Origin of the sequence: Pseudoalteromonas sp. MSK9-3 (assembly GCF_003590335.1) — a bacterium.
In the GTDB taxonomy this organism is placed as follows: Bacteria; Pseudomonadota; Gammaproteobacteria; order Enterobacterales; family Alteromonadaceae; genus Pseudoalteromonas.
On sequence record NZ_MIET01000071.1, the window covers coordinates 42,089 to 58,073 of the forward strand.

Consider the following 15,985-nt stretch of genomic DNA (forward strand, 5'->3'; position numbering starts at 1 on the left):
TGCTTTATTTATGAATCAAAGTGTAAATAGCTAGATTTATCCGCAACCACATAACTGATGAATTCCTCTAAGGGGAGTGGCTTACTGTAATGGTAACCTTGAATATACTCGACGCCCTTGGCTTTGGCATAAATCATCTGCTCCATGTCCTCAACGCCTTCTGCCACAATTGGCTTATCTAGGTTTTTAGCTAACGACACAATAGAATTAAACACGGATTGCAGACGGTCATCTTTAACCACGTTAGTTACAAATGAGCGGTCAATTTTTATCTCATCAAAGTTTAGCTTACACAAGTAACTTAAACTTGAAAAACCGGTACCAAAGTCATCGAGAGAAATGATAAACCCATGGCGCTGGAGTGACATAAGTACTTCGTTTACATAGTTAAAATTATCTATTAGTGCTGATTCGGTCAGCTCTAACTTAATTTTATTAGGTGAAAGATGATACTCGGCCAAAGTAGAAAGTAGCTTTTTCTCAAAGTTAATATCTAATATTTCAATGACGCTAATATTGATTGAGAAGAGATAAAACCCAGAATCAATTGCCTCAGTATCAAGTTCACTGAGCAGGCGCCTTATTTGTGAAAGGGTAAAAAGGGTTAATTTATTGATTTCCCCAGAGCTTTCAATAATCGGGATAAATGTAGCAGGTGATACCGGTTTTCCTCCCATACTCCAGCGCATCAGGCACTCAGCACCAATCAAACACTCTGTACTGGTATCGTGTATTGGCTGAAACGCGATATGAAAGTCGTTTTTTAATGCCTCTATTTGCATAGATGCCCGCAGTTCTGTTTCTATTTTATTTTGCCATTCAATTTGTTTAGCCAGGGCGTCTTGGAATTCGACTAAACGCAATTTCTCAGACAGGACATCAAAGGTGGCCATTTCAGCTTTGTTTAAGCTAATCTCATGGTCGTCGTGTTCTTTTTCTCGGTAATAACCAAGGGCAACGTTGCTGTAAAAGCTATTGCCATTAAAGTTAAAAGGTGCATTTAGTTCATTGTATAAATGCTCAATATTAAATGCATGCTCAATAGGCACAAAGGCACTAAAGCAGTCGGTTGAATACTTAGAAAATGTGGCGTCTTCAAATTCGATTTGAAAGCGAGAGAGCACTTCCATAAAGACTAAGTTGGCAACGCCAATATTCCAGACCTCTGAGATGCGTTGGTAGTTGCAAATTCGCACACAGCACATGGTGCCATACCCACCGACATCTTTAATTCTGTTAACGAAGGCATCTCTATATAGTAAGCCGGTATGAGGATCTTGAATGGCTAATTGTTTATTTAAACGACGGATTGCGATTAATTCTTCAATTGGACTAAAACGTACATAGGTCATGGCCTCTTTCGGGACAAAATCAAGTTTCATCCAAGTCACTGTGCTGTTATCAACACTGACCCCGACTTCTGAACTAAATGGCTCACTTGCACAGACAAAGACTTTACGCGTGCTTTGTGTCTCGTAATTTTCATTCAGTAACTTTAAGTGGGGAGCGTCATTTAAATTATCGTTTTCTGACAAGTTAAACAGGCTACTGGCACATTTCGAGATATCGGTGATCATACCCGACGTATCGTATGCAATGTAGGTGAGTGAGAATAATTCAGTGATCTGCTGGCTCGACATATTTTAACCTAGTAGCTTTTGAATTTGATAAGGTATGTTCTCTAAAGCGTAAACTTTATCTACACCACCACGGTCTATTGCTTCTTTTGGCATACCAAAAATGACACAACTGCCTTCACTTTGCGCGAACGTAATCGCGCCTTGCTTTTTCATTTCTAACATACCAGTAGCACCGTCGTCACCCATGCCCGTCAGGATGACACCTATGGCATTGTTACCCGCTGATTGTGCGACTGAACGAAACAGTACATCAACAGAAGGTTTATGCCGACTTACCAAAGGGCCGTCTTTTATTTCCAAATAATAGTCTTTACTTTGGCGGTTTACCAATAAATGGCGTCCACCTGGCGCGATATAAATGCCATTTTTCTGCAGTACGTCACCGTCTTTAGCTTCTTGAACATGATGGTCGCTTAACGCATTTAAACGTTGTGCGAAGGCAAAGGTAAATTTAGCTGGCATGTGTTGAACAATGACAATGGGCGGACCGTTTACAGGCATCATGGTGATGAGCTGACTAATGGCTTCTGTGCCACCCGTAGAAGCGCCAATAGCAATGATTTTGGTGGTTTTCACAACGTGGTTTTGGTCTGTTTTTTCTAGGATCACATCAGTGGAATGCCGTTCCCGTATGGTACTGTCTCGATTTAAATAGCTCACCGCTCTCACTTTTGCTTTACTGGCTGCTTTTAGGGTTTTTAAAAGCATGTTTACATGATCACTCTCCAAGTAATCTGTTAATTGAGAGGTGGGCTTTGCAATAACATCGATTGCGCCACAAGCCAAGGCTTCAATCGCAGTGGTAGAGTGCTTTTGAGTCAATATGGAAAAAATGACGATAGGGGTTGGGCGTTCTTCCATAATTTTCTTTAAGAAGGTGAGCCCATCCATTTTTGGCATTTCGATGTCGAGCAAAATAACATCAGGCCAGTTTGTGCGCATCTTTCGTTCGGCAATAATCGGGTCGGGTGCAGCACCTAGCAGAGTTAATTTTGGGTCGCGCTTAATGATGTCACCCATTACTTGGCGAATGACCGCGGAATCATCAACAATAAAAATAGAAGTCATGGCGCAATCTTTTTGTAAATACAGGGTTTGAGCATTTCTAGGTCATCACGTTTATAACGTAACGCTTCCGAATGACCTAAAAATAGTAAGCCGGCATGATTCAAGCGTTTAACTACGTTATTGAGTATTTCTAATTGTTTTGCTTCATCGAAATAAATGAGTATGTTGCGCAGAAAAATAATATCAAAAGAATAGTCGACCGTTTTTAAAGCTAAGAGGTTATCTACATTAAATGTACACCCTTCTTTTATTTGTTTAGCAACAGAAAAGCTTCCTTCATGAATACCAAACCCTTTTAGGCAGTATGCTTTTTTAAATTTGGCAGGCACTTTGCTTACGGTAGACATGGCAAAGCAAGCTTCTTGTGCCATAGAAATAGCTGTTTGAGATATATCAGTGCCATAAACATGCCAACTGCGGTTATAAAATAAGTCTTCAAGTATCATGGCAATACTATAGGCCTCCTCTCCTGTTGACGCGGCCGCACTCCAAGCCCTAACTGGAGAACGAGTGGGGGGCTTATCTTTCAAGTACGTACAAAGAAACTCAAATTGACTCATTTCACGAAAAAAGTAAGTCTCGTGGGTGGTCATTTTATCAATAAATTTACTTAATTCCGCTGTGCCTTGCTCACTGAGTATTAAACGATAATATTGTGCGTACGACTCACTGCCGGTCACTCTCAATCTGTTGGCAAGTCTACTCGCCATGATATCGCATTTATGTCGTGCTAAGCGGATCCCTGTTTGCTGTTCCAATATACGATTCAATTGATTGAATTCTTGCTCAGAGATCATAATTACAACTTACAATAGTCGGTAAAAAATATATCCTGAGATGTTTTTAATAGAGCGTTTATTTCATTGATATCCAGCACCTTAGACATGTCTAACAGAGTCGTTAAGCGGTTATGTAATTTCGCCATTTTCCATACATATTGCCGTGGAATATTAGAACCAAATGAAGGAGATGATTCTAGGTGGTCATCAATTATATATTCAATCGACACAACACTATTGACGAGCATACCTACCGTGACAGTTTCCCCAATTACCTCATCAATAAATTCATACAGGACAATGCAGCTATATCGGTCATAGTCTAGGGTCTTTTTGAGTGATAATCGGTTTTGAATATCGAGCACAGGAATAACACTCCCGCGTACATTTATTACTCCTTTTATAACAGTTGAACACATAGGGATCATGGTGGTATCTGTGTATTCAATGACCTCTTTGACTGATCCGATAGGGATCCCAAAATTATCATGACCAATACAGACAAATAAGTAACGGTTGTTATTATTTGCGTGGGCGGTGTGACTCTCAATCATGTCCATCGATTACCTCACTGCCGGTTGTAGTTAGAGCGTCATCTATATGTTGGAGTTCATCTTCAGACTGGCTTAGTGCTTCAACTAGCTCTTGGTTATTTAATGTTAAAATACGCAATATATTTAAAATAGTGAGTATTTTATCCTCTAGCTTAGCTAGCCCGTAGACGAAGCGGCTTTGAAATTGGCCTCCAATGCTGGGCACATCATCGATGTCTGATTGAGAGATATCAATGACTTTAGTTACCATATCGACTTTAAGGCCGATGACAATCGGATTTTCGTTGTATATGCATTCAGCAATAATGATACAGGTTCTATTGGTACAGGGTTGTTCTGGTTTACCAAGGCGAACCGACAAATCAAACACCGGAATGACATCACCTCTTAGGTTAATCGCCCCAATAATAAAGTCAGGCGACATTGGGATCGGGTCAACCTGAATGTATTCCATAATCTCTTTAACTGAAGAAATAGAAAGAGCGTAGGGGGTTTTATTGAGCTCAAAAGCCAAATATTTATCTTTTTCAATAAGGCCAACACTTTTTAGCGATTGCATAGGCATAACGGATTACTCATCAAAAGGCATAAAGCCGTCTTCTGGTGACGGGGCAGTTCGGTTACTTTTTGTAGCCGCTCGACGTCGTTTTGTATTGGCTCTTTCATTGCTCAACTTGAAGTAACTGACCGTGGCTCTTATATCCCCAGTTTGGTCTTGCACCATTTTGGCGGTAGATGCTAGCTCTTCAGATGCTGAGGCATTTTGCTGAGCTATTTCGTCGAGTTGAGAGACCGTGCGGTTTATTTCAACCACACTGGTACTTTGCTCTGTAGAGGCTGCGGTGATCTCTTGGACTAAATCGGCGGTTTTACCGATATTTGGCACCATTCGGTCTAACATGCCGCCAGCGTGTTGGGCTATTTTTACGCTATTATCCGCTAGGGTACTAATATCTTGCGCCGCGACTTGAGAGCGCTCTGCAAGTTTACGCACTTCATCTGCCACGACTGCAAAGCCTTTTCCATGTTCACCTGCTCTGGCAGCCTCAATTGCTGCGTTGAGAGCGAGTAGATTGGTTTTATAGGCAATATCTTCAATAATACCAATTTTTTCAGCAATTTGTGTCATAGCGATAACGGTATCTTTCACTGCTTGCCCGCCATCGTTGGCTTCACTGCTAGACTGCTTGGCAATGTCATTGGTCATGGTTGAGTTCTCGGTATTCATAGAAATTGATGAACTCATTTGCTCTAACGAGGCGGAGGTTTCTTCGACACTTGCGGCAAGTTGGTTCGAGGTAGAGCTCAACATACGAGAGGTTGTACTGACTTCGTTTGTGCTGTGCGCGATAGACTCAACAGATTCCTGTATATCAAGGAGAATATTTTGCAGTCGCTCTATAAAGCCGTTGAAGCTGCGCGCTGTTTTTCCTATTTCATCATTGCCAAAGTCAGGAATTCGGCGGGTAAGATCACCTTCACCAGAGCGTAAATCTTCTGCGGCATCAGCAAGAGCATTAATTGGAATAACAATACCATTAATCAAAAATGCGGCAGTTGCGGCTGCTAATATAATCGCAACGAGTAGCAAGGCCCATACTAAAGAAATACTTTCTTGGGCTGCTGCAATCAGCGATGCCAATGAATTATTACCTTCATCGATAGCTTCGTTTGATATTGCTTCAAGTAGGTCTTCAATTTTACTAAACACTTCGTGTTCAAGTCGGTCAATATCGTGTGCTGCCTGAATTTTCATTCGAGGGTCGTAGAGCGCAAAGATTTCTTTACCGCCGTTATAAAGCTCTAAATACATGCGCTCTACTTCAGAAATACTTTTAATTTCTTGCGGTTTACGCTCTAAAGGCTTTATATCAGCTAAAAAGCCTGAAAATGTTCTGGCATCTTTTTCGAAAGCGGTATCAGCGCCTACGCCTCCTCGCATGTAAGCGTTTAAAGAACTCATCATGTCTCCTTGTTCATCAATCAGCTCTAAGTAATATCGAACACCGGGTAAGTCGTCATTAACTACTTCTTTGAAATCACCGCTGCTCCCAGCATCAGCGACTTCTTCTTCTTTTAACGTATCGAGGAGTTGCTCTAAGGGCTCGGCAAACTCTTTGTTCAAATAGTCGTATTTGTCTGTTGCTTTTTGCTCTAGTTGCGGGTCAAAACGTGAGAATATTAAGTCTTGGCTTTCATTTGAATAGCGGCTGAGTAAATCTTCAAGTTGACGGATAAGGCCAGGATCTATGGTGTTAAGGCGCTTTAAATCTTCTAAGTAGTTAATAAACTCATTATGGTTGTCTCTAAAATCCTCACTTTCATCGGCTTCGCCTGATATATACTCCAGTACATTACTGTTCATATCACCCAGTTCATCGAGCATATTTAAGGCGTATATCGTTTCTGGAATATTGTTCTCGCCAACTTTGACAGCAAACTCTTCAATACTACCGTTTTTGATTTGCACTGATACAGCAATGACAAGTAGCAGTAACCCCATTGTAAACATCGCAAAAATGATTTTATTGCGAATGGTTAAGTTCTTAAACATGGTTTATCTCCGATAACATGTTATTGCTTAAATTCCAGCGTTTCATACACAGCAATGGCTGATTTTATTAAGGCAGATACATCGAGAATAATGGCGACGTCACCACTGCCAAGTATGGTAGCTCCACTAATACATTTGAGACCCTCAAAAAGCCTTCCTAACGGCTTTACTACCGTTTGAAATTCTCCTTTGAGAGAATCTACGACCAGTCCAGCACGTAATGTACCAAACTGAACAATAACTAAAGACTCTCTGGTGTGCGCGATACGTTCTTCAATCCCAAAGAGGGCGCGCAAGCGTATAAAGGGCAAGACCTCAGTGCGAAGGTTTATATAGCTTTTATCTTGAATGTCTTGTTCTGCAACGACTTCATGTAATTCTAAACACTCAACGACGGTATCAAGTGGGATCACATAATTGTCGTTATGAACGGAAAACATAAACCCATCAATAATTGATAAGGTCAGTGGTAAGCGAATTAAAATAGTTGATCCCACACCCGGTTCACTTTCAACCTCGACACTGCCTCGTAAGCTTTCAATGTTTCGTTTTACGACATCCATCCCAACACCACGACCAGAGATGTTAGTGATGTTTTCAGCAGTGGTGAAACCCGGTGCAAATATCAGTAAATTAATTTCTTTATCTGGCAGTGATTGTTCAGCACTGATCAGGCCTTTTTCAGTGGCTCGCTTTAGAATTTTGGCTTTGTCGAGGCCACAACCATCATCGCTTATTTCTATAACAATAGAACCAGAGTCATGATAGGCCTTTAATTTTAGATGTCCGGGTACTGATTTGTTGTTGGCTAATCGAACATGTGGCGGTTCTATACCATGATCAATTGCATTGCGTATAATATGCATGAGTGGATCGCTGACTTTTTCTACAAATGTTTTGTCCAGTTCGGTATCAGCACCTTCAATGGTCAGTTCGACCTCTTTGCCTAACTCTTGCGATATATCACGTACTACACGCTTAAATTTATTGAATGTTTCTCCAATCTGTACCATGCGTAACTTTAATGAACTATCGCGAATGTTTTCAACCAGCCTCTCTAATAACGCCATTGCTTCAATGAGTGTTTCATTGCCTGTTTCATGAGCGAGTAAATTGGTTCTAGCACCTGTTATTACCATTTCTCCGACTTGATCAATGAGTCGATCTAATTTAAGCGCTTCAACACGTAATGTTTTACTTTGGTGAAGTTTGGTGTGCGTTATAGAAGGAGATCCCGCTGTTGATTGAGTTGGCTCTGGGTCTTGTATATAGTCTTTGTTATCTGCGATGGCTTTGAGAACAGTGTCGTCAATACTGTTTGTGTTACGTAGCATATTTAAGATATCAGCCACATCGCCAAATTCATAACACGCTGCTTTCAAGTCTGGAAAGTGGGCTTTGGGTGCCAATATTTTGATGATTGCTTCGGTTTTTATGAAATCAAAAATGTCAGCAATTTCGGACTCGCTCTTGTTAGATGCAAAACATAAATGGAACGATAAGTAGTTACTTTCGGGGTCAAACATGTCCGTTGTGTTGAGCGTTTTGGTATAGGTATTAACGTGCAGGTCAATAACTTCTTTTGACAAAAAGTTTATAAAAGCAAAGGGATCTAACCCATTGCGGTATACGTTCTCATTAGGGATAAAAAATATGTGCCATAACGTGTTGTTGGCTCTGTTGTGTGGAGCTTGTGTGGTCGGTTGTATCTCACTAGGCATAGCGTGTGAATGTGGGTCATCCAAGTAGTCATTGAATATCGCAGCTAAATCTTTGGCCTTATTTTTCGTGTGTGAGTCTACTTCACTCTCTTGTGCTGATAGAACCACCAATGTTTCTATAACATCGCGGCTGCTCAACAAAGCAGATATAAGTCGGTTGTCGAGCGTAATAGTGCCTAGCCTGATTTCATCAAGCGTTGTTTCAACCAGATGTGTAAGGTCCACAATACGTGTAAAACCAAAAATGCCAGCGCTGCCTTTTATGGTATGAATTGCACGAAAGATACTATTGATGACTTCTGATTTTTGTTCATCGATCAGACTGGTCTCTAGCTCTAACAACCCATCTTCCATATCTTGAAGGAGTTCTTTAGATTCAGAAACAAATGTAGAGACCGCGGCGGACAAATCTATAGACATTCTGAGCCTCCAGAATCAGCTAGAACTAGCAGGCAGACTCCAAGCATATCAAATTTGGCTTTTACCAATTCACTTTGGGCAACATCGGTCACTTGTTTATTATGTTTCACGCAGTGATCAAGCATCCACAAAGCAAGCTGTAATCCTGCCGAATCTATTTCTGTAATTTGGCTTAAATTAAATGCAACGACATCGTGTGAGCTTAAGTACTGTTTTAACTCATTGTGTGTGTCGGCGACTTCATAAATAGTCAACTCACTTGGAAACTGAAAGCTTACGGGCTCGGTCATGAGGCTACCTACATACTTAAAAGCTTAGCCACAGCTTGAAGCATCTGTGCTGGTTTAAACGGTTTAACCATCCAAGCTTTGGCGCCGGCTTTTTTACCTTCTTCCATCATATGCTGTTGGTTTTCTGTGGTCAGCATAATCACAGGCGTAAACTTATATTGCGCTATTTGTTTGGCTTGTTTTACAAATTCAATACCGTTCATGTTTGGCATGTTCACATCACTAATGATCAGATGTATTTTTAAGCCAGTGAGTTTTGATAATGCATCTTTACCATCGCATGCTTCAATAATGGTATATCCCGCGCCACTGAGTGCAATGTTAACGACTTGGCGTAGAGAGTCAGAGTCATCCACGATCAAAATTGTTTTACTCATTTAAGTTCCTCACAAAAAAGTTATATCGTCGACTCGTTTTCCCTGGTCGTCAGATAAAATGGCCTTTTGTTCATTCGTCGCTGCTGTTGTTTGTAACGCGCTATGGATCCGTTGGTAATTAAATTTGGAATGGGCATTACGCTTTTTATCTGTAATAAAACACGCTAGTTCGTCCTTTATGATGGTTAGCACTGAGATAGTACTATTTTGAATTTGGTCAACGCGGTCCTGAAATTGTAATTCGATTAGGATATCGTCAAGGGTGTTTTTGATACCATCTGGACTTTCGTTGCTATCTAACGTCTGCTCTGGGAGGGATGTTTTTTTTATGAGCGCAAGAATTTCATCGCCAATGCTCGTCATTAGCGTTTTATAATTACCCAAAACCTTCTCGCGGTGGGCTGCTTTTTGTTGCGCTATACTCACTAAATCCTCTATTTCCCTATCTAATACTTCGAGCGTAGTATTAAATTTTTGCTGATGCTCTTGAGAAAGACCGTGAGCAATATTGGTTTTTAGCGATTGCAATGCGTTGTTGATAGTTGCTATGTTTTGTAAATCAATCGTAATATTGTCGTGGTCGACTAGGGTGATATTTTCAAGTTGTTCAAGCCATTTTGTCTGTTTCTGAGCAAGGGCGATGGTGAAGTGATTTTGCTTTGATGGATCTGCTGAGACGTTTAAGTGATTTAAACATGCAACGATATGAGAGAACTTTGCTGTTATATTGATCACAGCATGATGAGTTTGTTCACGTGCACATATAACTTGTTCAATAAGCTGAGGAATAATAACGGTACTGAGTTGTTCTAAAGAGCTTAGGTCGTTTTGTATTTCTTGTTTGTGGTTATTGTTAGCAGAAGTTTGCTTATGCATTTTGCTTAAAGAAATGTCCGATACCACAATAATACCTACAATTATCCAACTTAATGCACTCATCCCACCTAATAAAAAAATTAGTGGTATAACGACAATATGACTTAAATACTGCATTAAGTATGGTTTTGGCATAACTTAGGCCGAGAGTGTTAACAACACCTATAAGCCTAGTAAAGTATAAATATTGTGCAAAATGAAATTCTGTTAAATATATGGTGCCGTTTTGGTTGCAAGTAACTAGCCAAACCCTTACATTAATGTGATTAAATTAGCATTAAGAAGTAATACTATGAGCGAACAACAGCAGCCTGAACTAACAGAAGAACAAAAGCAGCAACGAGACATTCAGTGGCAAAGAGAGTGTTTCCAAAATGCTCAAAAGCATTTAGCCGAGAAAGGCATTATTCCAAATACTGTGATTGATAAAGACAGTCGGTTTTTAGCGCCTTTGTGCGCCGTATGGAAAATGAAGGCACAAAACGGTAAAACGTATTGGGTTATAACGGGTCAGTTACCAACAGACCATGTTGACGTTGTTGCGGCCACGAGTGCACGTGCAGTGATGAAACATTTCTCATATCAGTGGCAATTAAAAGCAGATGCTATTTTAGCCAATGCGGGGCATGACCAATCTCAAGTTCAATTTGCAAACTTGCTAATTAGCCGTGCCCATGGTCTTTATGATATAGCTGAAAATGACCAGTTATGGCTTAATGAAGCATCGTAAATGGATCGGTTTTAAATGAGGAAATAGGGCACTTGAGCTTTTGTCTCGGGATCCCTGCCTCCATAAACACACAGCCTTGTTTTAAAAAACCATTTTCAACAAAACTGGGGACTTCTTGTAATACACAATTAACGAATATATCGTGTAAACCTTTTTCTTTCGCTAGGTGAACGAGATAATTTAACAGGGAACTATAAGCTGAGCGATTTCGATGGGCTTGTAGAAGGGCTATTCGACTTATTAAACCGTCAGGACATAATCGACCTGTGCCTACCGGTTCATCTTGGTCATCACTAATAATGACGTGTTCTGAGTGTGAGTCTAATCCATCAAATTCAACTTCCATTGGCATATGAAATTCATAGACAAAGACGCGCTCTCTTATTTGCTTTAATTGCTTTTGGGTTTGGTACCAATTGACTCTGTCGACGTGATAATTCATGATTCCTCCGCAAAGTACAAAAACAACGGCTTTAGCCTGCTTGCTGAGTGCGAACAGCTACGCTAATCTACCGTGGTAGATTAGCTAAACTCAAAAGCAGGGGAAACCTTTGATCTGTATACAACGACGTACTACTAGATCAGTCATCTTCTTGTAAGAAATACGTTCCTTCATTAAATAGTTTAGTTAACATTTGTGCAAATTCAATACAGTTTAATGAATCTTCTATTTCAGAGCCTGAAAAGTGAGGTAAATCAGTCAGTAATTTAACGGATTCTAAATGTTTTGCCGCCAGAGAATAGTTCTCTCCGTTAACACTTATTACTATCGACGCAGGCAAAACTTGATAAATTGCACGAACACCACCCGCACGTTCTATTACTTCGCTCTCGCTGACGTATGTCGCTAGATCTTGAGTTGATAAAGGAGGGTCAAGTGGCGCTAGATCCATATCATGTTTGGGTTGACTGAGCATGGCACCAAGCCAGTGTTTTAGCTGCTCAGGGTCGTTTAGTGCATCTTGCATAAGAGTTTGAATCTGAACAACCTCTTGAGCCGTCAGTTCGCCCTTTGAGTCACGAATAGACAAAGTTGGGTCAGAATAACGCGTGAGACCTTTCTCAGAGTCAATTAAGTGGTCAGCAAAACCAGACAAGAAATCTTTCTGATCTGGGGCCCTAAAGCCAACAGAATAATTTAACGCATTTTCTAGTGCATAGCCTTCATGGGGGCACCCTGGCGGGATATATAAAATATCGCCAGGTTCTAGCACGGCATCAATAGTGGCATCAAATTGCTCTACTTGAAGCAGGCTTTTATTTTGCGCAAATTGTTTGAGGTTTACATCAGGCAAACCGACACGCCAGTGACGTTTACCTTGGCCTTGAATAATAAACACGTCATATTGATCTAGGTGTGGTCCAACACCACCATGAGGTGTTGAGTAGCTGACCATCAAATCATCAATGCGCCAATTAGGTATAAACCTGAATGGTTCGAGTAGCTGCGCAGCAATAGGGTGCCAGTGGTCAACAGCTTGAACAAGCAGGGTACTATGCTGCTCTGTTAACTTACTGAAGTCTTCGAATGGCCCATGATAAGATTGCCAATCATTTTTATGATTAGTGATTAAACGTGACTCTATGCTCTCTTCCATTGCGAGTCCTGCAAGCTCTTCGGGCTCAATAGGATCTTCAAAGTTAGTAAAGCCACCTTTGATCAGTAAAGGACGTTTTTGCCAATATTGTGAGAGAAACTCGGCGTGGCTCAGTTGATTAATTGTCAATTCGTACATGGTTTTTCCATAAAAAAAGCGAAAGAGGAACTCTTTCGCTTTAAGATTTAACTTACGAGCGAGTTATACAAGTTCGTCAATAAATGCTTCAGCACGACCAATGTAGTTTGCCGGTGTCATTAGCTTCATTTCAGCTTTAGCATGATCAGGCAGTTCCAAACCATCGATAAACTCAGCCATGATCTCTTGATTAACACGCTTGCCGCGAGTGAGTTCTTTAAGCTTTTCATATGGCTTTTCAATACCGTATTTACGCATAACGGTTTGAATAGGCTCAGCAAGCAATTCCCAGTTCTGGTCTAGTTCTTCAAGTAAACGGTCAGCGTTAACTTCAAGTTTACTAACACCTTTAAGTGTTGCTTGGTATGCAATTAGCGTATAACCCATACCAACACCTAGGTTACGTAGCACGGTAGAATCCGTTAAGTCACGTTGCCAACGAGATACGGGTAATTTTTGCGCAAGGTGCGAGAAAATAGCGTTTGCTAAGCCTAAGTTACCTTCTGAGTTTTCGAAGTCAATCGGGTTAACTTTATGAGGCATTGTTGATGAACCAATTTCACCAGCAATGGTTTTTTGCTTAAAGTGATTGAGTGCAATATAGCCCCATGCATCACGATCAAAATCAAGCAAAATAGTATTAAAGCGTGCTACAGCATCAAAAAGCTCTGCAATGTAATCATGCGGTTCAATTTGAGTTGTGAAGGCATTCCATGTTAAACCTAGGCTTGTAACAAACTGCTCAGCATGTTCATGCCAGTTATACTCTGGGTATGCGCTCAGGTGTGCGTTGTAGTTACCTACAGCACCATTGGCTTTACCTAGTATAGAAACGGCCGCAATTTGATCACGCTGACGTTGTAAACGCACATACACGTTTGCAAATTCTTTACCCATGGTAGAGGGAGACGCAGGTTGACCGTGCGTACGAGTCATCATTGGGATTGAACGGTATTCAATTGCTTTTTCTTTGATTGCAGCAAGTAACTTGTCGCAATAAGGTAGCAAGACTTCATCACGCGCTTCTGTAAGCATTAGACCGTGAGATAAGTTGTTGATATCTTCAGATGTACATGCAAAATGAATGAATTCATTTACGGCATGTAACTCTGCGTTATCAGCTACTTTTTCTTTTAGTAAATACTCAACGGCTTTAACATCATGGTTAGTTGTGCGCTCAATTTCTTTTACGCGTGCTGCATCAGCTTCACTAAAATTTGTAACTATGCTGTCTAGAAGCGCATTTGCTTCATCACTAAAAGCAGGTACTTCTGCAATACCTTCAGCTTTAGCTAAAGCTTGCAACCAGCGTACTTCAACCGTTACACGGTACTTAATTAAGCCAAACTCACTGAAGATGCTTCTAAGCTCAGCAGTTTTACTGCCATAGCGACCATCTACTGGAGAGATAGCGGTCAACGCTGAAAGCTCCATAATTTCTCCTAAACTAATTGGTTTTGAACGATATTTAAATTCTACTTTGTGCTTCTGCGATGATTTTCTTTTTACCAAAGAAAAACTGACGGCGTTTACCGCCTAGTTGTCGCCAAAGCACTGCGCTGCGTATACCGGCTAAAAGCAACGCTCTAATTTTTTGTTGGATCCCAGGCTGTTTTAATAGCTCAGGTTTACCAAAAATCTGAATTTTTTGACCCAAAGGGCTTAATACTTCACTGTAGATGTCGGCAAATGCAGCAATAATGGTGCTGTCACACACATCAAAATGCTGCAACTGGCGTTCAACATCTTTTAGACGTCGTGCTAATTCATCCAACGCTTGGCTATTGTTTGCTAGGGCTCTTTCTAATTGCATTAAACTGCCAACGTACTTCACCATTTCAACATCTTTATCACCAGCTGGGGTTAATTGCTCAACCAAGGTGCGGTACCCTGATTTAAGAGCAAAGCTGTCTTCATAAACATCTGATGGGTTATTGGGTGAAAGATTGACAATACTTTTTAGAAAACTTTCAACATCGGGTTCTGAAAACTGACCATATTTCGATGCTTTTTGAACCAGTTTTGTGATCTGGCACATTGCCGCTAAAGGCATTACATATTCAGAGGCCATTACTTGATCACCGAGTCGATAATACCGCCGCCTAAACAGACATCATTTAAATAAAATACTGCAGATTGCCCAGGTGTTACGGCTTTTTGTGGTTCGTCGAATAATACACGAGCAAGTCCATCTTGACCCACTAGTAAGGTACAGGCGATATCAGTTTGACGATAGCGTGTTTTGACTGTACAACGTAACGTTCCCTGAGGGCCTACGCGGTCTACCCAATGCAGTTGATCAGCATTTAAGCCATTACTAAATAGGCGAGGGTGATCTTTACCTTGGCCAACGACTAATACATTGCGTGCAATATCTTTGTCTACAACGTACCAAGGTTCTCCGTTGCCTTCTTTCATACCGCCAATTAATAAGCCTTTACGTTGGCCTAATGTGTGATACATCAACCCTTCGTGGTCGCCGACTTCTAAACCGTCAGTGTCTTCAATCTTACCAGGCTGTGCTGGTAAAAACTTTTGTAAAAAATCTTTGAATTTACGCTCACCGATGAAGCAAATTCCTGTACTGTCTTTTTTGTCATGGGTGATTAAGTCTTGCTCTTCAGCTATACGACGTACTTCAGGTTTTTCAATTTCGCCAACAGGGAAGAGTGTTTGTGCGATATGTTCGTGGCTTAACGTGTACAAGAAGTAGCTTTGATCTTTGTTGTCATCAAGCCCGCGACACATAACAAACTTTCCATCACGCTCTTCACGCTGCACATAATGTCCAGTTGCAATATAGTCTGCGCCAAGTGCTTGTGCGGCAAATTCTAAAAATGCTTTAAATTTGATTTCTTTGTTACACATAATATCGGGATTAGGTGTACGGCCCGCTTTGTATTCTTCGAGGAAGTATTCAAATACGTTATCCCAATATTCCGCTGCAAAATTAACAGTATGAAGCTCGATACCGAGTTTATCGCACACAGCTTGCGCGTCTTTTAAATCCTCGGCAGCAGCACAATATTCATCATTGTCATCTTCTTCCCAGTTTTTCATGAACAGGCCTTCAACTTGATACCCCTGTTCTTTTAAAAGGTAAGCTGAAACTGAAGAATCAACACCGCCGGACATACCAACGATGACTTTAATGTGACTATTATCGCTCATAATTTTTGCTGTAAATCTATGTGATTTTGAAAGGCCGTGATTATAGCATGCAAATGCGGGTGGCTAAAA

15 protein-coding genes and 1 pseudogene are annotated in these 15,985 nt (G+C 40.8%); 1 reads left to right on the plus strand and 15 read right to left on the minus strand.

Annotation, left to right across the window (positions count from 1 at the left end; all coding sequences use genetic code 11):
- Positions 1–8 precede the first annotated feature (8 nt).
- From BGP78_RS21870 to BGP78_RS21915, 10 genes are read right to left on the minus strand one after another with little or no spacing between them, the layout of a single operon-like run.
- Positions 9–1,640, minus strand: coding sequence for a bifunctional diguanylate cyclase/phosphodiesterase (locus tag BGP78_RS21870; protein ID WP_119863391.1), 1,632 nt, complete (start codon positions 1,638–1,640; stop codon positions 9–11).
- Between the two features lie 3 nt (positions 1,641–1,643).
- Entirely contained in the window at positions 1,644–2,708 is a 1,065-nt protein-coding gene (locus BGP78_RS21875; RefSeq protein WP_119863392.1) for a chemotaxis response regulator protein-glutamate methylesterase, read from the minus strand.
- Positions 2,705–3,505, minus strand: a complete 801-nt coding sequence (locus BGP78_RS21880; protein ID WP_119863393.1) for a protein-glutamate O-methyltransferase CheR — start codon at positions 3,503–3,505, stop codon at positions 2,705–2,707. Before BGP78_RS21880 ends, BGP78_RS21875 begins: the two co-directional genes overlap by 4 nt.
- Before the next feature lie 2 nt (positions 3,506–3,507).
- The gene (locus BGP78_RS21885) at positions 3,508–4,041 is read right to left on the minus strand and encodes a chemotaxis protein CheW (protein WP_259386417.1); all 534 of its coding nucleotides are present in this window, start codon (positions 4,039–4,041) and stop codon (positions 3,508–3,510) included.
- On the minus strand, positions 4,034–4,606 hold the full coding sequence (locus tag BGP78_RS21890) for a chemotaxis protein CheW (RefSeq protein WP_259386418.1): 573 nt from the start codon (positions 4,604–4,606) through the stop codon (positions 4,034–4,036). The genes BGP78_RS21885 and BGP78_RS21890 overlap by 8 nt, the downstream gene beginning before the upstream one ends.
- A 6-nt stretch (positions 4,607–4,612) precedes the next feature.
- Positions 4,613–6,595: a methyl-accepting chemotaxis protein gene (locus tag BGP78_RS21895; protein ID WP_212751259.1), complete on the minus strand. Its 1,983-nt coding sequence runs from the start codon at positions 6,593–6,595 to the stop codon at positions 4,613–4,615.
- A 20-nt stretch (positions 6,596–6,615) separates the two neighbouring features.
- Positions 6,616–8,736, minus strand: coding sequence for a chemotaxis protein CheA (locus BGP78_RS21900; protein ID WP_119863395.1), 2,121 nt, complete (start codon positions 8,734–8,736; stop codon positions 6,616–6,618).
- Complete coding sequence (locus tag BGP78_RS21905; RefSeq protein WP_119863396.1) at positions 8,727–9,026, minus strand: lipid asymmetry maintenance protein MlaB; 300 nt, start codon at positions 9,024–9,026, stop codon at positions 8,727–8,729. Before BGP78_RS21905 ends, BGP78_RS21900 begins: the two co-directional genes overlap by 10 nt.
- An 8-nt stretch (positions 9,027–9,034) precedes the next feature.
- Positions 9,035–9,403, minus strand: coding sequence for a response regulator (locus BGP78_RS21910; RefSeq protein WP_119863397.1), 369 nt, complete (start codon positions 9,401–9,403; stop codon positions 9,035–9,037).
- A gap of 9 nt (positions 9,404–9,412) precedes the next feature.
- Positions 9,413–10,414, minus strand: a complete 1,002-nt coding sequence (locus BGP78_RS21915; protein ID WP_119863398.1) for a hypothetical protein — start codon at positions 10,412–10,414, stop codon at positions 9,413–9,415.
- Between the two features lie 157 nt (positions 10,415–10,571).
- Here BGP78_RS21915 and BGP78_RS21920 point away from each other — a divergent pair, with 157 nt between their 5' ends.
- Positions 10,572–11,009 carry a DUF4826 family protein gene (locus tag BGP78_RS21920; RefSeq protein WP_119863399.1) on the plus strand — a complete coding sequence of 146 codons (438 nt, stop codon included), beginning with the start codon at positions 10,572–10,574 and terminating at the stop codon, positions 11,007–11,009.
- Here the strand turns inward: BGP78_RS21920 and BGP78_RS21925 are convergent.
- From BGP78_RS21925 to mnmA, 5 genes and pseudogenes are all read right to left on the minus strand, one after another.
- The gene (locus BGP78_RS21925; RefSeq protein ID WP_119863400.1) at positions 10,993–11,451 is read right to left on the minus strand and encodes a GNAT family N-acetyltransferase; all 459 of its coding nucleotides are present in this window, start codon (positions 11,449–11,451) and stop codon (positions 10,993–10,995) included. The genes BGP78_RS21920 and BGP78_RS21925 overlap by 17 nt on opposite strands.
- 139 nt (positions 11,452–11,590) lie before the next feature.
- Positions 11,591–12,745, minus strand: coding sequence for a cupin domain-containing protein (locus BGP78_RS21930; protein WP_119863401.1), 1,155 nt, complete (start codon positions 12,743–12,745; stop codon positions 11,591–11,593).
- 63 nt (positions 12,746–12,808) lie between these two features.
- Positions 12,809–14,179, minus strand: coding sequence for an adenylosuccinate lyase (gene purB / locus BGP78_RS21935; RefSeq protein ID WP_119863402.1), 1,371 nt, complete (start codon positions 14,177–14,179; stop codon positions 12,809–12,811).
- 34 nt (positions 14,180–14,213) lie between these two features.
- A complete protein-coding gene (gene hflD, locus BGP78_RS21940) occupies positions 14,214–14,816 on the minus strand; it encodes a high frequency lysogenization protein HflD (RefSeq protein ID WP_119863403.1) in 603 nt (200 codons plus the stop codon).
- Positions 14,816–15,925: pseudogene (gene mnmA, locus BGP78_RS21945) on the minus strand (tRNA 2-thiouridine(34) synthase MnmA); the annotation flags it as partial. The pseudogene mnmA and the gene hflD, both read right to left, overlap by 1 nt.
- Between the last annotated feature and the right edge of the window lie 60 nt (positions 15,926–15,985).